Here is an 18,287-nt window from a genome sequence, read left to right as displayed (position 1 = left end):
TCGAAAATATGCAGCGGAGATCTGGTCTGCCGGGGGCACGGACCAAGGCTGCTCGTTCGACAGGATGGCCGGCCAACTTGCGAGCCAAGGGCGGAGGCACTTGTCAGCCTTTAAGGGATTTACTGTCGAGGCAAGACAACAAAACGCCGCTTTATTCTGTTTTCAGAACAATGCGCGTTTTTTGAATTGCAAAAGAAAATGCCAAATGGATCGTCAAACTGCATTGTTTACTTTTTTCCGATCTAAAGTTATCAAATAGAAGATATTTCAGAGTTTCAAAAAGTTTTCCTCATGTCGGGGACCGCACATTGTGGACCTGACCGTTCATGGGTGTGCAGGATGCTGTCACTGATACTGCAGCCGGGCTACGGCAAGATCCAAGTCGGCCTCCGTGACAGAGAGGCCTTTGACACACGCGAAACTTGCCGCGCAAACGGGATTGGGGCCGCCCCCTTGCCCGGATCACCGTGGGTCGGCTGGCGTTGATGGGCATGGACCTGTTCAGCGTCAGCAACCGGGCCTTCGATGCCCCTATCCCTGCGCCCGAACCGTCTGCGCCGGTCGAGGCCGGACAGGTCGCGCCCGCTGCGGCCATTGGCCCGGTCCCCGCGACAGGCTTCCAGCCCCCCCGCCCCGGCCCCCGCGCGCCCAACCCTGTGACCGGGTTGGAAACCTTGATCGGTCACGACGAACGCCAGCGGGTGCCGGATGCGGGCGGCGATCCATGGAAACGGATCTGCCAGCTTGACCTGATCGGCGCGCGCGGCACCTTCAAGGGCACCGGCTGGCTGGCGGGACCTGCGACCATCATCACCGCCGGACATTGCGTTCATTACCCGGCCTTTTTCAACGGCTGGGCAGACCGCATCGTGGTCGCGGCGGGCCGGACCGGCGACAGCTTCCCATTCGGCACGGTGGAAGCCAAGCATTTCTCGACGCTGAATGTCTGGGTCGAGGAACAGGCCGCCGACCACGACATCGCCGCGATCCACCTGTCAGAACCGCTTGGGGACCGGACGGGAATCTTTCCGATCCGGCAGCTTGCTGATGCGGATCTGGTGGGGCGGATGGTCAACGTCTCGGGATATCCGACCGACAAGGAACTGGCCAAGGCGCAGTATCACCACGCCAACCGCATCATGGCCGTCACGCCCAGGCGGCTATTTTACGACATCGACACGGTCAGCGGCCAGTCGGGCGCGCCGGTCTGGGCGCAGGATACGGCTGACAGTCCTCCGGTTGTGGTGGGGCTTCATGCCTATGGGGTGCCGGGCACGCCCATCGACCTGCATATCACCGCCAATTCCGCGCCCCGGTTCGACGATGCGGTGCTGGCGATCCTGCGGGACTGGGTGCGCGGCGATTGCGACCGGCTGGGACTGGCGATGCCCGCGATCTAGCCGATGTTCAATGTCTTGAAAACCGCGTCGCGGCGCGCTTGCAGCCCCTGGATCACGTCGGGCAGGTTCAGGTTGACAAAGAACCCCCACAGCAGCGGCGCCAGCAACCCCCACCAGCTTGTCAGCGGCACGACGGAAAAGACCGCCGCCCCCGACAGCAGCGCCAGCACCGCCGCCGCCGCGACGGCAAGGCGGTCGGCCTTGCGCAGTTCCGTCGTCAGGGCGGGAATGGCATGGTCGGGGGCGGGCTGGACAGTCAGAGTGGTGGATTGACGCGACAGGGCATGGCCCTGGGCATCGGCCACCACGATTTCCACCGGGATCAGGCCGGGATAGGGTGGGCGGATGGTCAGGGCGGGGTCGTTCCCGCCTGCAACGCGCGCCGATCCATGCGGGGTCCAGATGCGCACAACGTGATCGGCAGGAACATCCACCAGGCGGATTGTCACGTCGCGCCCGGCCACGGGCAAGGCGGGATCTGTCTCGATCACCAGTGCGGGCGGTTCCGGCGGGTCGATCCGGCGTTCCACAGGCGGGATCGGAACCACACCGCCCTCGACACCCGAGGGTTTGACATCGGCCAGATCCTCGAAGGATGCCAGCCGGGCCGTCTGCGCATGGTTGCCGTAATCCCGAACCAGTTCGGAAAGCTGTTCCAGGGCCGCAACAGGGGTGCGGTCCAGGTCGCGCAGGATCGCCTCGGTCCGGTCGGCGGCACTTGCAAAGCCGCAGTTCGACGCACCCCTGGACTGCGCGCGCAACAGCGCGGCGATGGCAGGGTGCCCGGTTGCCGCAGCCTGGCGCAGGGCGTGATGGGCGTCGCGGATCGTGGTCAGGAGGGTCAGGGGCGTGACGCCAGGGGGCAGCAGGAACCCCGCGCCCGCGGCTTGCAGCGGGGCAAGGGCCTGCCGGGCGGGATCGCGCGTCCAGTCCCCCAGATCGTGGATTGCCGCCCTGGCCCGGTCCGCGAAACCGGACAACGCGGTCAGCGCGATGCGTTCCGCCTGGGCCACCTCGGTTTCGATCAAGCCTTCGGGGCGGGCGATCTCTCCCGCCTCGATCAGGGTCTGGGCCTTGTCCAAGGCCGAGGCCCAGGCATCAAGCGGTTGCACCGGCAGTTCGGATACCGCAGGCAAGGCGCGAAGGGCCGCCAAGAGGGGGGCAATGGCCGCAGCCAAGGCTTGACGGCGGGCATCGGCCGCCTGCAACCGGTCGCCTAGCGATTGGTTCAACCCCTCGACGGCCTGCGCGACGGCCGTCTGGTCAAGGGCGGAACGGATCTGCTGGCGTTGCCGGTCTATCAACTCGTTCAAGTCCTGGGCCAAGGGCTTGTCGCGCTGCCCGTCACGCAGCCTCGCCGCCGTGACAAGGGCGCGTTCCGCATCCAGCCGCGCGCGGGCAAGCGCCTGGCGCGGCACGATATGGCGGTGGACCAAAGCGCCCATCGCAATGCCCAGGGCCAGCATCGCCAAGACCGACATCCAGCCGATCCGGCTTGTCGCGCGGATCGTCAGCGGAACGGGCTGCACCAGTTGGGGCGCCGTGACCCAGGCTTGCCCCGACAGCGCGCCAAGCGCGGGAAAGGCCCCCGCCGTCCCAGGGGTCGCGGTCAGTTCGGCAAAATGGCTGGCGGTGACAGTGGCGCCGCCCGGCAGGTCCAGCCGAACGGGAACCGCGCTGCCCCGGCGGTCGCCCGCGTAAAGGCTGGTCTGCGACGATACCATCAGGGGACCGATTGCGGATTGGCCGGGCGCGGGAAAGACCGGCTGCACCAGCGTGGTCCCCGAAACCCGGCCGAACAGGTCCACGTGCAGGACACCAAGGTCCAAATCCCCCGGCAGGGCCAAAACGCTTGCTGGACGCTGCACCACCAAGGCCTGGTCGCAGACCAACGGCGCGCCGGGCCGCGCAAAGCCGAAATGCAGCGTCGCGGGGGTGGCGGGCGGCACCTCTTGCAGGGGATGGAACAGGATCGTCATCCGCCGGGTGCTGCTGTTCGCAATGGGCTGCACCGGCGCTGTATCCACCCGCACGGCCTGCGCCGCGAAGGGTGGCAGGGTCCAGCAGGCGACAGGGGGCTGGTCGCCGTTGAACAAAACCTCGACGCAGCCCCGGTCCGGATCCTCGGGGCATGGGACAATGGGCAAGGTCCCCTCGGCCAGGCGTTGCAGGACGGGGGGCGGGGTTGGCGCGGCCGGAACCGGCTGTTGGGGCTGGGCCATCAGCGGACCTGCCGTCAGACCCGCCGCAACGGCCAGTGCCAGGTCCAACCGCGCGCCCATGCCGCCACCCACCGCCCTTGATGCGGAAATGATGACATAAAAGCCGATTCGCGTTAAGATTTCAGTCAGGTGGCCAGGCGCAAGCCTGGGGGTGATGTGGGTGGTTCGACGTGAACAGGTCCCGACTGCACAAGGCTCTGCTGGCCGCATTTCCGTCCCGGTCGAAATTTGCCATGCTTCTGGGACAGCGGTTCGACGTCCTTTACGACACATTGACGCCGCAGGACGCGATTGATGTCGAATATTGGAACATCCTGGTCCAGGTCGAGGCCCAAGGGTGGCTGGAAGCCTTGGCCCGCGCCGCCCACGAGGCCGTTCCAGGCAACAGCCAGTTGGCCGACCTGATGCTGGACGATGGCCTTACCAGTGGGGCGCGCATCATTACCGCAGCCAACGGCACGCCGTCCATCCTTGCCGAAACATCCAAGGTCCGGCTGGAACGGCTGGTGCGCGACAACAGCAGTTTCATCGACATCACCCAATTCCTGGGCCGCCTTTCCGCCCTGGAAGGCCAGACCTGCCGGATCGAGCTTGAGGGCGCTCCGCCCCGCGCCATCGGCACGGGCTTTCTGGTCGGTCCCGACCTGGTGATGACCAACCAGCACGTGATCGACGGACAGGCCGCGGGTGCGCCGATGATCTGCCGGTTCGATTACCTGGTCGATGCGGGGGGCGTGCAGGTCCGCGAAGGGGTCGCGGTGCCCGTGGCGGCTGACTGGCTGGTCCAGGCAAGCCCGCCGGACCCTTCGGACGAAAGCCTGGACGAAGGCGACGCCCCTGCCCCCGACAACCTGGATTTTGCGCTGATCCGCCTGTCCAGGCCGGTCGGGGACACCCCCCGCGCGGGCGACGACGGCCCCGACAATCGCCCGCGCGGCTGGATCGGCATAGACCCCACGCTGCAGGCAGGCCAGGGTGACGACCTGTTCATCCTGCAACATCCCGAAGGCACACCCTTGAAACTGGGCGTCGGGCGGCTGACCGGGCTGCACGGCGGCGGGTTGCGGTGGCGCCACGATGTCGCGACCGAAGGGGGATCGTCGGGTTCCCCCGTCTTCAACCGCAAGCTGGACCTGGTCGGGCTGCATCATGCGGGCGATCCGAATTACTTCCGCACCGCCCTGTTCAACCAGGCGATCCCGATGGACCGCATCGTCGGCTGGCTGCAAGGCAAGGTCGATCCCTTCTGGACGCAGGCGCCGCCATGAAGCTGAGCCATGCCGAGGCCACGCAACTGTTCAAGGGGCTGCTGGCGGCGTTCCCCAACCCGGGAAAGCTGGACATCATCCTGGGACAGCCGCCGATGAATACCTCGCTTGCCCGGATCGTCACGGGGGGGACGCTGGACGACGATTATTTCCAGCTGGTGACGGCGGCTAATGCCGAAGGGTGGATCGGGCAATTGCTGGACGGGCTGCGCGCCGCCGACAAGATCAACCCCGACCTGATCGCGCTGATCGACGGCTTTGCCGGAACGCGCGCGCCCACGGACGTTCCAGCGCATCTGGAACTGCTGCTGGACGGGACGCCCTTCGTGAACCAGCATCCGTTGCGCCACGCGTTGCTGACGATGACCCAGCCCCACGGGCCGAAGGTCTTGCAGGTCACCGGCGCCCCTGCCAGCGGCAGGACATACAGCCAGTATCTGATCGCCCATGTGGGCCGCCGCATGAACGCCCGTGTCTATCTGTCGCCCTCCATCGAGGCGACGACGACCGCCCGCGACGTGATCGAGGATCTGGCGCTGATGATGCGCCTGGGCAGCCCGCCAACCCTGGCCGATGCCCCGCAGGATTCGACCGCCGTCACGCGCATGGTCCGCTGGCTTGTCGCCGCAAGCCAGGATCTTCAGCATGACTGGTGGCTGGTCTTCGACGGCTTCGACACCCAGAAGATCGACGACAGCGTGCTGATGCTGATGCACGGCCTGGCCCAGACCGTGGGCCTGGGCCAGCCAGACCGGATCCGCCTGTTCCTGCTGGCTTGGGACCGCGTCATATCCGGACCCCCGCCGGGCCGGGTGTTCGAACAAGGGGTCCAGTCCTTCGACAAGCCGCACGTCAAGGATTACCTTGAGGAATTGGTCAGGCAGTTCGCCATGCCCCCCGGAATGACCTCGACCGACGAGATCCTGACGCTGTGCTATGACGGATGGGACAAGGTGGCCGATCCCATTGCGCGGGCCGTGACCCTGACAACGCGGATCCAGAAGATCGCGCAGGCAGCGCTTGCCGCCAAGGCCGGGGTGTGATGGACCTGCGCCAGGCCCTGTCGGAAACGGCGTTCGACGCCGTTCCCGCGCCTGCCGCGGATGCGGCCCTGCCCTGGATCGAGGCGGCGGCGGTGCTGACCCATTTCGAACCGCTGACCCTGAATGCGCTCTCTGGCACCCTGTCGCCCTTGTCGCCCGCGATGGTGGATCTGCTGGACGCGTCCACCCCCAGCCGCGCATCCCGCCATGCCCGCCGGCTGCGTCAGGGCATCCGCAGGCAGGCGCTTGCCCGGCTGGGCACGCGGCAAGCGATGGTGGACCAGCTTGCGCTGAACCCCGCCCCCGATCATCCCACTCAGGCAGCGTTCCAGGCGGTCTTGCAAGACCCGGACGCCGTGCGCGCGCTGATCGAATCCAGCGATCCGGTCCAACTTGCCGCCTTGGGCGAGGCGATCGGTTGGGTCGAAGGCATCCTGGACGGCCTGCCCAGCGCCGACGAGGTCAACGAGCGGATGTCGCGCGCGCGCCTGCTGGCGCCCCTGCGCCGCCTTGTGGGTGAACATTTCGCAGGGCGCGAGGATGTCTTGGCCGAAATCGCCACGCATCTGAACCTGGCCCCCGAAGGTTCCGTGCTGATGCTGCAAGGACCGGGAGGGGTCGGGAAATCCACGGTCCTGGCCAAGTTCATCCTGGACGCGGTGGAAAAAAGCCCCCACCCGCCGACCGTGATGGTGCTGAACCTGGATGACCCGCAACTGGTCATCGACGATCCCTTCACCTTGCTGCAGGAAGCCGGGCGCCAGTTGCGCATCCAGCATCCCGACCTGAACCCCCGCCTGGACGAGATGCGAGGCTATATCGCGTCGCTGCAACGGCGCAGCCGGTCGATGGAGGTGTTCGAATCCGTGTCGGGCGGGACGGTCGAATGGAGCGCAGTCACCCAGATCGCCCGAGAGATCATGGCACTGATCCCCGGCCAGCACCCTGTCCTGCTGGTGATCGACACCTTCGAGGAAGCGCAGACCACCGGCCCAAGCGCCGTCAACCGCCTGCTGCAACTGGTCGAAAGCCTGCGGTCGGGAAACCCGCGCCTTTCCGTGGTCATCGCCGGGCGGGTGGACGAAACGTCGACGCCGCGCCATACCCTGACCTTGGGCGCCCTGGATCCGGTTGCGGCACGGGCGGTTCTGGAAAAGGTGGCGGGCATCGGTCCCCTGCCCGACGACCTGGCCGACCGGATTTTCGCCGTGGCGCAGGGCAATCCGCTGGCCACCCATCTGGCGGGCCGGATCCTCGCGGCCGAGGGGGCGGATGCCTTTCACCGCGACGCGGATCTGGCGCGGCTGATCGGGCAGATCAGGACGGAAAAGGTCCAGGCACAGCTTTACGGGCGCGTTCTGGGCCATATCCGCGACCCCGAGGTGCGGCGCCTGGCCTATCCCGGCCTGGTCCTGCGCCGCATCACGCCCGATGTGCTGCGCCATGTCCTGGCCAAACCCTGCGGCGTCACGATCCCCGACGATGCCGAGGCCGGCCGCCTGTTCGACCTGTTCGCATCCGAGGTCGCCCTGGCCGACCCCGAACCCGGCACCGGTGCCCTGCGCTACCGGGAGGACGTGCGGCGCGTGATCCTGGCCGATCTGCGCGCCGACCAGCCGGAACTGACGGCCCGGATCGACGATGCGGCCATCGCCCATTACCGCGGCCAGACCGGTCCCGTCGCCCGGGCCGAGGAAATCTATCACCTGCTGGCGCGCGATGCCGATGCGGCCGATATCGACGTCCGGTGGGAGGACGGCGTGCAGCCCTATCTCGTCCGGTCCCTGGACGAACTGCCGCCGCGCGCCCAAGTCTATCTGGCGACCCGCCTGCACATGGACCTGCGCCCTGATCTTCAGGATGCCGCAGACCAGCAGCAATGGGAACAAAGCGCCGAACAGACCGCTCGCGCCCTGATGCGAGACGACCTGCCCGAACAGGCGCTGTCGGTCCTGAACCAGCGTGGCGCCCGCTTGCCCGGATCGCCCCTCTACCTGACCGAGGCGGAGGCGCTGACCATGCTGGGCCAGCCGGCAAGCGCGTTACGGGTCATCGACGACGGGTTGGTCAGTGCGGAATCCGCAGGCGACCGGCTTCTGGTCGTGAACCTGCGCCTGCTAGAAAGCCTGGTCCGCGAAGGGGATCGAGGCACGCCGGACACCGCAAGGCCCGTGCCTGTTGGCGGGTCCGCTCCAGACTCCAGGGCGGCATCAAAGCGGCGGAGTGCTGCGCCGGGCAAGCTGCTGCTGGGCCTGGCGGTGGCCTTGGCCGTGCTGATGGCCGCTTTTCTGTCGATCCAGTCCACGACCAAAAAACCCGCGATCGACGCCGTCGGCGAACCTGCGGCAATGTCCCCGCCCACCTCGCCGCCCCGGCCGGACGGGATTGCTCGGCGATCCGCAATACGCGTTCCGGCAACGTCATCCCCTGCCGAGGATTCGCTTGCCCCGCCGGAGATCCCACAAGCGCCCGACACAGTCATCCCTGTGCAAGCACCGCAGGAAAACCGGTTGCCCTCGCTTCTGGTGACCGCGTTTCTTGTTCTATCGGGGGGCGTTTGGTTGTGGACCAAGGCGCGCGGCGGCAGGATTGCCCCGACCGACACCCCTTCTGCTGGATCTGTTCCTGTGGAAGCCCCGCAGAAAGACGGTCAAGCCGTCCGCCACGCCGCCGCCGAGGCGTATCGCGTCGCCACCCTGACCCATAACGACATGGCACGCCTGCGGTCCATTGCCAGCCTGCTGCGCCTGCACCGGGGCGCCACCCCTCCCGGCGGACCCGATCCTGAAGCCCTCGTGGCCGAGGCAGAGGATATCATCGACCGAATCGGCCTGTCCGCGCTTTACGATGCGCCGGGATTGATGCGGGAACTGGCCGCCGAACTGGGAATGCGAAATCCGCAATTGCTGGCAACCGCGCTGCGCGTGACCGGCGCCTTTATCACCCTGCCCCCCGATCTGCGCGGCGACGGACCGGGCAGCGCCGCAGCAGCGACATCGGACCCTCGCGCGCAGGCGATCCTGGGCGACATGGCCTTGCCCGAAGGGGGAATGGTCAATGCGCTGACATTGATCGCCGAGGCCCGGACGCCGGATCGGCGGTATGCGACGATGGCGCTTGCAACCGACCTGCTGGCCGCCGAGCTGGACGCCAGGCGCGGCGCCCCGCCTGGCCCGGATATTCGCCAACGCCCCCTGCCTTGGCGCCAAAGCGCGATGGCGGTTCAGGAAACCGACTGGTTCGACATGACCAAGGCGGCGTTCTAGCCAAAGTCAGGCTGCGCCTTGCGGATATACTTGATGGCGGCAATAGGCCGAGACCAGAGCTTTTCGGCACCGGACTGTGGCAGGTCTTCTTTGAATGAGGTTATGGGGAAAAGGCCCGCGCTCAGAACGCGGGCCTTTCAGGGATCAGGCCGCCTTGCCCGTCTGGGCCGCAGCGTTGATCACGGATTCCGCCAAAGCGGTCAGTTTCTCGTCGGTTGCGGATTCTTCCTGCAGGGTTTCGTCCAGCAGCGTCACGGCCTCGTCCATGCCCAAGGCCTGTGCCCAGGATTTCAGGGTGCCATAGCGGGTGATCTCGTAATGCTCGACCGCCTGGGCCGCCGCCAGCAGGCCCGCGTCATGCGCCGGGCTGCCCTTGAATTCGTCCATAATCTCCTCGCCTTCGGAGATGATGCCTTCGATGGCGTCGCAGGTCTTGCCGCGCGGGCGCTTGCCGATCAGTTCGAAGACCTGGGTCAGGCGCTCGATTTGGGTCTGGGTTTCTTGTTCGTGCATCTCGAACGCGGCTTTCAGCTCCTGGTTCTGTGCGGCGCGCGCCATCTTGCGCAGCGAGGTCGCGATCTTGCGCTCGGCGTAGTAGATGTCCTTCAGGGTTTCGTGGAACAGCGTGTCAAGCGTTTGGTCAGCCATGGAAAACTCCTTGGGGTTAGCCGCCCCCGATGCCTGGAATGGCGGGGGGCGTTGCCATCACAACAACGCCGCGCCGCGACTGTTCCCGAAGCTTTGAAACGAAATCACAATTATTAGCCCGTTCCCGCGATCATCCGCTGCGCAACCGGCTTTCGAACAACAGCCCGTCCTCGTCCAGGATGGGATGGGCGACCGAGACGACATGGGCATTCACGCGCTTCAGATCGCGCAGGATGTCCAGGTGCAGGGACGATGTTTCCCGGCTGGCGGCCAGCCCTTCGCGCAGGCGGAACAGGTGGCGTTGCGCGGATTGGCGTTCAAGGTTGCGGATTTCGACCTTCAGTTCCATCAGCCGGCGCGCCATGTCGCGGTCGCGGGTCATGAAGACCGTTTGCGCCATGCGCAGGTTTTCCTGGGTCATGACGAACATCGCCTCCAGTTCGTCAAAGCCTTCGTCGGAAAAGCGCAGGCCCAGTCCGATCTTCTTGCGCACCTCGGATGCCAGGCCCTTGTCGATGATGTCGCCCACGTGTTCCAGGTTGATGACGTAATCCAGGATGGTGATGGCGCGGCGGCGTTCCCCTTCGGTGGCCTGGCTGCCCAGGCGGGAAAGATAGGTCTTGACCTCTTGCTGGCGGCGATCGACGCGGCGTTCCAGTTCCGTCACTTCGGCCAGGGGGGCGGGATCGTTCTGCTGAAAGGCCAGCCGGGTCTGGGCTAGCATCCGTTCGACCGTATCGCCGATGGCCAGAACTTCCCTGGCGGCGCCGGTCAAGGCCAGGATGGGGGTGTCCAGCGCAGCCTCGTCCAACCACAAGGGACCGGGTTCGGCGTGGCGTTCGTCACCCGCGACAAGATGGTCCAGCATCCGCGCGATCAGCCCGGCAAAGGGCCAGATCAGCAAGGCCAGGGTCAGGTTGAAGGCCAGATGCGCCTCGACCGCAAGGCCGGTCCAGGGCAGCGGCACCCGGTGCAGCGCGGGGCCGATCCAGCCCGCAAAGGGCAGTGCGATCAGGCAGCCGATGGCGCGGATCACCAGGTTGCCCACCGCAACACGCCGCGCGGGCGCGCCCAGGGCCGCGGTCAGCATCACCGGCACCACGGCACCGCCCAGGTTGGCGCCCAAGACCAGGACCACGGTCAGCCCCGCAGGCAGGCCCAGCGACAGCACCAGCAGCACGGCAGCCAGGGACGATGAACAGGCAAAGGCCAGCCCTGCCGCCAGCAACAGGGCCACCGGCCAAGCCTGGTCCAGCATCGGCAGGAAGGCCGCCAGCAGGGGGGATTCGCGCAAGGGTGCCGCCGCGTGATCCAGCAGCGACAGCGCCAGCAGCATCAGCGCGACCCCGATCAGCGCGCGCCCCGTCCCCGCCAGCACCGGCCCTTTCCGCCGGGACAGGGCATAGCCCGTCAACAACAACGCCGGTGTCAGCGCCCCTGCGCCGGACGACACCACCCAGGCGGTCAGCGCCGTGCCGACATTCGCGCCCAGCAGGACGATCTGTGCCATGTGCGGGCGGACCATGCCGCGATCGACAAAGGACGCGGTCAGCAAGGCAGTGGCGGTCGAAGATTGCAGGCCCAGGGTGGCCGCCAATCCGGCCAGGAACGCCCCCGGCCCGGTTCGGGTACCCACCCCCAGCGCCATGCGCAACCGGATCCCGAACCCTTCGGTCACGCCGTCGCGCACCAGGTTCAGGCCGAACAGCAGCAAGGCCACGGCGCCGCCCAGTTGCAGGATGATCATCAACGATGCCATGCCACCCCCTTTCCCTTTAGGGAAACACGCAACGCCCCCTTTGCCAATCACCGGTTTGCATAAAAGTTTCCTTGCCGATCAACCAAGACGGCCGGTCTGCCGGCGGATGCGCCGCAATCCCACACTCCGTGGCATCAGGTCAGCCCTGTCGATCCGCCGCAGCCTTCCAACGCAGCGCTTGCATTGCCAGCCTGCAACCAGACCCCTGCCCATTCCTTCACGCCGCCTGCGGCATCCGCAGCCCCAGAATCTGCCGCGCCTGCTGCCATGTCGCCACGGTCCGGGCGTGCGTTTCGGCGATCTCGACCGCTCGTCGCACAAGGGCCGCGTTCGACGGCGCCAGCCGGTCGCGATCCAGGCGCACGTTATCCTCCAGCCCCGTGCGCGCATGGCCGCCCGCGCCGATGGCCCATTCGTTCAGCACGATCTGGTTCGGCCCGATGCCAGCCGCGCACCAGGGAGCGTCCTCGCCGAACAGGCGCTTGACGGTGTGGATGTAGTAATCGAACACCTCGCGGTCGGCAGGCATGGCGTTCTTCACGCCCATCACGAACTGGACATAGGGCCGGTCCTTGATCTGGCCCGCCTTCCACATCTGATGCGCCTTGAGGATATGGGACAGATCAAAGGCCTCGATTTCCGGCTTCACCTCATGGGCCAGCATCTCGGATGCCAGCCAGTCCACCAGGTCGGGCGGGTTTTCGTAAACGCGGGTCGGGAAGTTGTTCGAGCCCACCGACAAGGACGCCATGTCGGGCCGCAGGGGCAGCATTCCGCCCCGCGCCTGCCCTGCCCCGGACCGCCCGCCGGTGGACAGTTGCACGATCATGCCGGGGCAGTGCTGCTCCAGCCCTTCCTTCAGCCGCGCGAAGCGGTCGGGGTCGCTGGTGGCCTTGCCCTGGTCATCGCGGACATGGCAGTGGGCGATGGTCGCTCCGGCCTCGAACGCTTCCTGGGTGGATTCGATCTGCTCGGCGATGGTGATCGGCACCGCCGGATTGTTGTCCTTGGTGGGCAGCGATCCGGTGATCGCCACGCAGATGATGCAGGGATTGGTCATGGGCCGGTCCTTTCGCAGAAGGTGGTGGCCATGATCTGCCAAAAGCCGCGTTACCGCCAGCCTGGATCCATGCCCGCGCGTGCCAGCCAAATCAATGCGACCTCAAGAAAATGCGGCATTGGCATTTGACGGAGTGGCCTTCCCCGGTCAGTTTCCCCACACGGGCGACTGTGCCTGAAGCACCCTGCACCTTGGGGAAGGGGAACCATGACACTGGATTTTGGCGTCGTCTGGGCGCGGTGGCCCGAATTGCTGATGGGACTGGGCGGCACGCTGTTCCTGGCCCTGTCGGGCATGATCCTGGCGCTGATCATCGGTGTTTTGGGCGTGGCGATCCGCCGGTCAGGCAGCCGCATCGGATCGGCCCTGGTGATCGCCTTTGTCGAACTGATCCGCAACACGCCGTTTCTGGTGCAGATCTTCTTCATCTTCTTCGCATTGCCGCTGGCGGGCGTGCGCCTGAACCCCACCGTCACCGCCATCATCGCCCTGGGCCTGAACGGCGGCGCCTATGCGATCGAGATCATCCGGGGCGGGGTCGAAAGCATCCCCAGGGGCCAGACCGAAGCGGGACTGGCCTTGGGCCTGCGCCCGGCCGAGGTTTTCCGCCGCATCATCCTGAAGCCCGCGCTGCGCGCCGTGTTCCCGTCGCTGGTCAGCCAGTTCATCCTGCTGACGCTGACCACGTCCATCGCCACCTCGATTTCCGCATACGAACTGACCAGCGTGGCGCAGCGCATCGACGGCGACACCTTCCGCAGCTTCGAGGTCTATTTCACCATCACGGTCCTGTATCTGCTGCTGTCCTGGTTCGTGATGAGCCTGTTCGCGGTGATTTCCCGCGCCGCCTTCACCTATCCCACGCGCTGAAGAAGGGCCGTCCATGTCAACCATCGGATCCCCCGAACTGCTGTTCCTGCTGCGCGGTCTGGGATGGACCCTGGCGCTGACTGCCGTTGGCTTTGTGGGCGGCATCGGCTTTGGCCTGGTCGTGGCCTTGGCGCGAGTGTCCCGCAGGCGGTGGCTGCGCACCATCGCCATGGCCTGGATCGCCATTTTCCAGGGCACGCCGCTGCTGATGCAATTGTTCGTCTTCTATTTCGGCCTGCCCCTGCTGGGGTTGGATCCGCCCGCCTGGGGTGCCGTTGCGGTTGCACTGACCGCCCATGCCTCTGCCTATCTGGGCGAGATCTGGCGCGGGGCCATCCAGGCCGTCCCCCTGGGCCAGTCCGAGGCCGCGCATGCCCTGGGCATCAAGTATCGCAGCCTGATGCGCGACATCATCCTGCCCCAGGCGTTCCGGCTGTCGCTGCCCGCCACCATCGGCTTTCTGGTGCAGCTGCTGAAGGGAACCTCGCTGGCGGCCATCGTGGGCTTTATCGAACTGACCCGCGCGGGCCAGATCGTGTCGAACCAGACCTTCAAGCCGCTGATCGTCTTTGGCATCGTGGGCCTGCTGTATTTCCTGCTGTGCTGGCCCTTGTCGCTGTGGGGCGGCCGCATGGAACGCCGCATGGCCCGCGACCGCCGATGAACCACAAGCCCCTGCCGCCTTCCGCGTCAGCTTCACTGTGGCGCGACAATAGGTTCTAAGTTCAAAAGGGACCCCCAGCCGGTCCAGATATCAGGGAGGATATCCATGCTGCATTTTACCCGCATCGCCGCCGCTGCGGCCCTGGCGCTTGCCGCCATGGCCGGCACCCAGGCCGATGCCCGCACGGTCGAGGAAGCCAAGGCGTCCGGCACCATCCGCATCGGCATCCAGGGCGACAACTGCCCCTGGGGCTGCATCAATTCGGCGGGCGAGGCCGACGGATACGACGCCGCCATGGGCCGCGCCTTTGCCGAATACCTGGGCGTCGAGGCCGAGTTCCTGCCACTGGCCGTCGCGAACCGCATCCCCGCCCTGACCACCGACAAGGTGGACGTGCTGTTCGCCACCATGGCGATGAGCCCGGAACGCGCCCAGTCGATCCAGTTCTCGGTCCCCTATGCCGCGAACCAGATGTCGGTCGTGGGTCCGAAGGACGCCGACCTGTCCACGCCGGAATCGCTGGCCGATTACCGCATCGGCGTGCCGCGTTCGGCGGCCCAGGATACCGCGCTGACAGCCATGGCGCCCGAAGGCACCAACATCATGCGCTTTGACGACGACGCCGCGACCATCCAGGCGCTGATGTCGGGACAGGTCGATGCCGTGGGCGGCAACCAGTTCTATATCACCCGGATCGAGGCCGGCGCCCCCGGCAAGTTCGAAAACAAGATGCCGCTGACTGCGCTGTACAACGGCGTGGGCACCCGTCTGGGCGAGACTGACTGGAACCAGACCGTGAACGCCTTCCTGACCGAATTCATGGCGACGGACGAATTCAAGGGCATCTACAACACCTGGATGAAGATGGATCCGCCGCAACTGCCCGCGGAAATGGAAGGCGTGCCCTTCGCCATTGCCCAGTAACCCCCCTGGCCCGGCGGTTCGCGTCGCCGGGCATCCCCTGCGCCTCAAGGTCATGCCATGCCAAAGCTCGTCTATATCCTCAACGGCCCGAACCTGAACCTGCTGGGCAAGCGCCAGCCGCATATCTATGGATCCGAGACTCTGGCCGATGTGGAACGCGATTGCGCCGCACTGGCAGCCGATCTGGGCGTAGAAATCCGATTCCTGCAATCGAACGCCGAAGGCCAGATCATCGACTGGATCCATGCCGCGCGCGAGGACGCGGTGGGCATCGTCATCAACCCCGCCGCCTATACCCACACCTCGGTCGCGATCCTGGACGCGCTGAACGCCTTTGACGGCCCCGTGATCGAGGTCCATATCTCGAACGTCCACAAGCGCGAAAGCTTCCGCCACCATTCCTATGTCAGCCTGCGCGCCGACGGCGTGATCGCAGGCTGCGGGACCGAGGGTTACAGGCTGGCCCTGCGCCGGATCGTGTCGCTGGCCGGGGCCGACGCGTGACACCCCGCATCGCGGTGATGGGCGCGGGCCTGATCGGCAGGCGGCACGCGATGCACGTCGCGGCATCGCCCGATGCGGACCTTGCCTGCGTCATCGACCCCTCGTCCGTTGGGCAGGCCGTGGCAGAGGATTTCGGCGCGCCCTGGATGCAGTCGCTGGAGGATGCCTTGGCGGCGGGCCGACCGGATGGGGTGATCGTGGCGACGCCCAACCAGATGCACATGCGAAACGGACTGGACTGCGTTGCGGCAGGTCTGCCCGCACTGATCGAAAAGCCGCTGTGCGACAGCGTGGCGGACGGCGAACGGCTGGTGGCCGCGGCAGAGGCGGCGGGCGTGCCCCTTTTGACCGGGCACCACCGCCGCCACAATCCGCTGATGCAGCGGGCGCGCCAGATCATCGACGACGGCGCCATCGGCAGGCCGGTCGTCGCCAATGCGATGTTCTGGATCTATAAGCCCGACGACTACTTCGAGGTCGAATGGCGGCGTGAAAAGGGCGCGGGTCCGGTCTTTCTGAACCTGATCCACGACATCGACAACCTGCGCTTTCTGCTGGGCGACGTCATCGCCGTGACCGCGCGTGAATCCAATGCGGTGCGCGGCAATGCGGTCGAGGACACCTCGGTCATCCTGCTGGAATTCGCAAGCGGCGTCCTGGCCCCCGCCAGCGTCTGCGACGCGACCGTCGCGGCCTGGAGCTGGGAGGCGAACAGCGGGGAAAACCCCGCCTATCCCCAGACCGACCAGGATTGTTACCTGATTGGCGGCACGCATGGGTCGCTGGCCCTGCCGTCGCTGACGCTGCGGCGGGCACAGGGCGAGAGAAGCTGGTATTCGCCCCTGGACATCAGCCGCGCCCAGGTTCCCGACGAAGATCCGCTGGCCCGCCAGGTCAGCCAGTTCGTCCGGGTCATCAAGGGGCAGGAACCGCCCCTGGTGTCAGGCCGCGAGGGGCTGGAAACCCTGCGTGTCATCGAAGCCGTCAAGTCGTCCGCTGCCATCGGCGCGCGCGTGACCCTGTGATCCCCAGCGGAGGGAGATCATGACAGAAGACTATCTGATCCGCATGGAGAATGTGGAAAAATGGTATGGCGCCTTTCATGCCCTGAAGAACGTCAACCTGACCGTCCGGCGGGGCGAAAAGATCGTGCTGTGTGGTCCGTCCGGTTCCGGAAAATCGACGCTGATCCGATGCATCAACCATCTTGAGGCGATCAAGTCCGGCACCATCGTCGTGGATGGCACCAGGCTGGACGACGGGCAAAAGGCCATCGACACCGTGCGCCGCGAGGTCGGCATGGTGTTTCAGCAATTCAACTTGTTCCCGCACATGACGGTTCTGGAAAACTGCATCCTCGCCCCCATGCGCCTGCGCGGCTTCAGCAAGGCCGAGGCCGAGGCGACCGCGCGAAAATACCTCGAACGTGTCCGTATCGGCGACCAGGCCCAAAAATACCCAGCCCAGCTTTCCGGCGGCCAGCAGCAGCGCGTCGCCATCGCCCGCGCGCTCTGCATGGAGCCCATCGCCATGCTGTTCGACGAACCGACCAGCGCGCTTGACCCCGAGATGGTCAAGGAGGTTCTGGACACGATGGTCAGCCTGGCCCGCGACGGCATGACGATGATCTGCGTCACGCATGAAATGGGCTTTGCCCGCCAGGTCGCCGACCGGGTGATCTTCATGGCCGAGGGCGAGATCCTTGAAGAAAACACCCCCGAGGAATTCTTCCGCGCGCCCAGGCATGAACGCGCACGGAACTTCCTGGGCGAAATCCTGCACCATTAGGGACCAACAATGATAAGCGGCACGACCCGGCTGATCGCGCATATCGGCTTTCCCACCGATACCTTCAAATCGCCGATGATCTATAACCCTTGGTTCGACGCCCAAGGCATCGACGCCGTGGTGGTGCCGATGGGCTGCCGGGCCGAGGATTACGCAGCCTTCCTGCCGCTGGTGTTCCGGCTGTCGAACATCCACGGCGCGCTGATCACCATGCCCCACAAGGTAGCCACCCTGGGTCTGGCGGACAGGGTGTCGGTCACGGCCCGGATCGCAGGAGCGGCGAATGCCCTGCGGCTGGGCGTCGATGGCGCATTGGAGGCCGATATGTTCGACGGCGAAGGTTTTGTCCTGGGGGTGCAGGCCAAGGGTCAGCGGCTGGACGGGATCGGCGCGCTTGTGGTTGGCGCGGGCGGGGTCGGATCGGCCATCGCCGCGTCGCTGGCCCGCGCGGGCGTCTCGCGGCTGGCATTGTTCGACCCCAATCCGGAGGCGATGCAGGCCTTGGCCGGACGGTTGATCGCGGCCTATCCCGACCTGCGGGTGGAAACGGGCAGCCGCGATGCCGCCGGGTTCGAACTGGTCGTCAACGCATCGCCCCTGGGCATGAACCCGGAGGATCCGCTGCCGCTGGACGTGACCCGCATCGACCCCGCGGCCTTCGTGGGCGAGGTGGTGATGAAGTCCGAGATGACGCCTTTCCTGACTGCCGCCGCCGAACGCGGCTGCCGGTATCAGGTCGGCACCGATATGCTGTTCGAACAGATTCCCGCCTATCTGGACTTTTTCGGCTTCGGCAAACCCCCGGCGGACGATCTGCGGCGGACTGCTGCGATCAGCTACTAGGGGGCATCATTCCAGTCATATCGCGCAG

Annotated in this window: 15 protein-coding genes; 11 read left to right on the top strand and 4 right to left on the bottom strand. The window is 66.1% G+C overall.

The features are described from left to right. Nucleotides 1–422 precede the first annotated feature (422 nt). On the top strand, nt 423–1,400 hold the full coding sequence (locus LZ585_RS05235; protein ID WP_234855365.1) for a trypsin-like serine peptidase: 978 nt from the start codon (nt 423–425) through the stop codon (nt 1,398–1,400). On the opposite strand, the gene LZ585_RS05230 is transcribed toward LZ585_RS05235, so the two are convergent. After that, nucleotides 1,397–3,682: a hypothetical protein gene (locus LZ585_RS05230; protein ID WP_234855364.1), complete on the bottom strand. Its 2,286-nt coding sequence runs from the start codon at nt 3,680–3,682 to the stop codon at nt 1,397–1,399. The two genes, LZ585_RS05235 and LZ585_RS05230, sit on opposite strands and share 4 nt — an antisense overlap. A gap of 110 nt (nt 3,683–3,792) precedes the next feature. Here LZ585_RS05230 and LZ585_RS05225 point away from each other — a divergent pair, with 110 nt between their 5' ends. The 3 genes from LZ585_RS05225 to LZ585_RS05215 are packed head-to-tail and all read left to right on the top strand — an operon-like array spanning nt 3,793 to nt 9,199. Continuing rightward, complete coding sequence (locus LZ585_RS05225) at nt 3,793–4,890, top strand: trypsin-like peptidase domain-containing protein (RefSeq protein WP_234855363.1); 1,098 nt, start codon at nt 3,793–3,795, stop codon at nt 4,888–4,890. Then, a complete protein-coding gene (locus LZ585_RS05220; protein WP_234855362.1) occupies nt 4,887–5,933 on the top strand; it encodes an effector-associated domain EAD1-containing protein in 1,047 nt (348 codons plus the stop codon). Before LZ585_RS05225 ends, LZ585_RS05220 begins: the two co-directional genes overlap by 4 nt. After that, complete coding sequence (locus LZ585_RS05215) at nt 5,933–9,199, top strand: AAA family ATPase (protein WP_234855361.1); 3,267 nt, start codon at nt 5,933–5,935, stop codon at nt 9,197–9,199. Before LZ585_RS05220 ends, LZ585_RS05215 begins: the two co-directional genes overlap by 1 nt. 144 nt (nt 9,200–9,343) lie before the next feature. On the opposite strand, the gene LZ585_RS05210 is transcribed toward LZ585_RS05215, so the two are convergent. The 3 genes from LZ585_RS05210 to LZ585_RS05200 all read right to left on the bottom strand — a co-directional run bounded on the left by LZ585_RS05210 (nt 9,344) and on the right by LZ585_RS05200 (nt 12,666). Then, nucleotides 9,344–9,847 carry a YciE/YciF ferroxidase family protein gene (locus LZ585_RS05210; protein WP_234855360.1) on the bottom strand — a complete coding sequence of 168 codons (504 nt, stop codon included), beginning with the start codon at nt 9,845–9,847 and terminating at the stop codon, nt 9,344–9,346. A 130-nt stretch (nt 9,848–9,977) separates the two neighbouring features. Then, complete coding sequence (locus LZ585_RS05205; RefSeq protein ID WP_234855359.1) at nt 9,978–11,606, bottom strand: Na/Pi cotransporter family protein; 1,629 nt, start codon at nt 11,604–11,606, stop codon at nt 9,978–9,980. Nucleotides 11,607–11,823: 217 nt separating this feature from the next. Next, the gene (locus tag LZ585_RS05200) at nt 11,824–12,666 is read right to left on the bottom strand and encodes a BKACE family enzyme (RefSeq protein ID WP_234855358.1); all 843 of its coding nucleotides are present in this window, start codon (nt 12,664–12,666) and stop codon (nt 11,824–11,826) included. A 207-nt stretch (nt 12,667–12,873) separates the two neighbouring features. Here LZ585_RS05200 and LZ585_RS05195 point away from each other — a divergent pair, with 207 nt between their 5' ends. The 7 genes from LZ585_RS05195 to LZ585_RS05165 all read left to right on the top strand — a co-directional run bounded on the left by LZ585_RS05195 (nt 12,874) and on the right by LZ585_RS05165 (nt 18,259). Then, complete coding sequence (locus LZ585_RS05195) at nt 12,874–13,536, top strand: amino acid ABC transporter permease (RefSeq protein WP_234855357.1); 663 nt, start codon at nt 12,874–12,876, stop codon at nt 13,534–13,536. 13 nt (nt 13,537–13,549) lie between these two features. Then, a complete protein-coding gene (locus LZ585_RS05190; RefSeq protein ID WP_234855356.1) occupies nt 13,550–14,200 on the top strand; it encodes an amino acid ABC transporter permease in 651 nt (216 codons plus the stop codon). 105 nt (nt 14,201–14,305) lie between these two features. Continuing rightward, nucleotides 14,306–15,124, top strand: coding sequence for a transporter substrate-binding domain-containing protein (locus tag LZ585_RS05185; RefSeq protein ID WP_234855355.1), 819 nt, complete (start codon nt 14,306–14,308; stop codon nt 15,122–15,124). A 57-nt stretch (nt 15,125–15,181) separates the two neighbouring features. Next, nucleotides 15,182–15,628 carry a type II 3-dehydroquinate dehydratase gene (gene aroQ / locus LZ585_RS05180; protein WP_234855354.1) on the top strand — a complete coding sequence of 149 codons (447 nt, stop codon included), beginning with the start codon at nt 15,182–15,184 and terminating at the stop codon, nt 15,626–15,628. Beyond that, complete coding sequence (locus LZ585_RS05175; protein ID WP_234855353.1) at nt 15,625–16,653, top strand: Gfo/Idh/MocA family protein; 1,029 nt, start codon at nt 15,625–15,627, stop codon at nt 16,651–16,653. The genes aroQ and LZ585_RS05175 overlap by 4 nt, the downstream gene beginning before the upstream one ends. A 19-nt stretch (nt 16,654–16,672) precedes the next feature. Next, nucleotides 16,673–17,416 carry an amino acid ABC transporter ATP-binding protein gene (locus LZ585_RS05170; RefSeq protein ID WP_315857642.1) on the top strand — a complete coding sequence of 248 codons (744 nt, stop codon included), beginning with the start codon at nt 16,673–16,675 and terminating at the stop codon, nt 17,414–17,416. 9 nt (nt 17,417–17,425) lie between these two features. Continuing rightward, nucleotides 17,426–18,259, top strand: coding sequence for a shikimate dehydrogenase family protein (locus tag LZ585_RS05165; protein ID WP_234855352.1), 834 nt, complete (start codon nt 17,426–17,428; stop codon nt 18,257–18,259). Nucleotides 18,260–18,287 lie beyond the last annotated feature (28 nt).

Origin of the sequence: Paracoccus everestensis, from assembly GCF_021491915.1 — a bacterium.
Taxonomy (GTDB): domain Bacteria; phylum Pseudomonadota; class Alphaproteobacteria; order Rhodobacterales; family Rhodobacteraceae; genus Paracoccus; species Paracoccus everestensis.
This window is presented reverse-complemented; position numbering and strand designations above follow the sequence as displayed.

What these genes read in the sequence shown, in the direction of transcription:
- LZ585_RS05230 (WP_234855364.1), bottom strand. Translation starts at nt 3,682, where the DNA reads ATGGGCGCGCGGTTGGACCTGGCACTGGCCGTTGCGGCGGGTCTGACG.
- LZ585_RS05220 (WP_234855362.1), top strand. Translation starts at nt 4,887, where the DNA reads ATGAAGCTGAGCCATGCCGAGGCCACGCAACTGTTCAAGGGGCTGCTG.
- LZ585_RS05215 (WP_234855361.1), top strand. Translation starts at nt 5,933, where the DNA reads ATGGACCTGCGCCAGGCCCTGTCGGAAACGGCGTTCGACGCCGTTCCC.
- LZ585_RS05210 (WP_234855360.1), bottom strand. Translation starts at nt 9,847, where the DNA reads ATGGCTGACCAAACGCTTGACACGCTGTTCCACGAAACCCTGAAGGAC.
- LZ585_RS05205 (WP_234855359.1), bottom strand. Translation starts at nt 11,606, where the DNA reads ATGGCATCGTTGATGATCATCCTGCAACTGGGCGGCGCCGTGGCCTTG.
- LZ585_RS05200 (WP_234855358.1), bottom strand. Translation starts at nt 12,666, where the DNA reads ATGACCAATCCCTGCATCATCTGCGTGGCGATCACCGGATCGCTGCCC.
- LZ585_RS05195 (WP_234855357.1), top strand. Translation starts at nt 12,874, where the DNA reads ATGACACTGGATTTTGGCGTCGTCTGGGCGCGGTGGCCCGAATTGCTG.
- LZ585_RS05190 (WP_234855356.1), top strand. Translation starts at nt 13,550, where the DNA reads ATGTCAACCATCGGATCCCCCGAACTGCTGTTCCTGCTGCGCGGTCTG.
- LZ585_RS05185 (WP_234855355.1), top strand. Translation starts at nt 14,306, where the DNA reads ATGCTGCATTTTACCCGCATCGCCGCCGCTGCGGCCCTGGCGCTTGCC.
- aroQ (WP_234855354.1), top strand. Translation starts at nt 15,182, where the DNA reads ATGCCAAAGCTCGTCTATATCCTCAACGGCCCGAACCTGAACCTGCTG.
- LZ585_RS05170 (WP_315857642.1), top strand. Translation starts at nt 16,673, where the DNA reads ATGACAGAAGACTATCTGATCCGCATGGAGAATGTGGAAAAATGGTAT.
- LZ585_RS05165 (WP_234855352.1), top strand. Translation starts at nt 17,426, where the DNA reads ATGATAAGCGGCACGACCCGGCTGATCGCGCATATCGGCTTTCCCACC.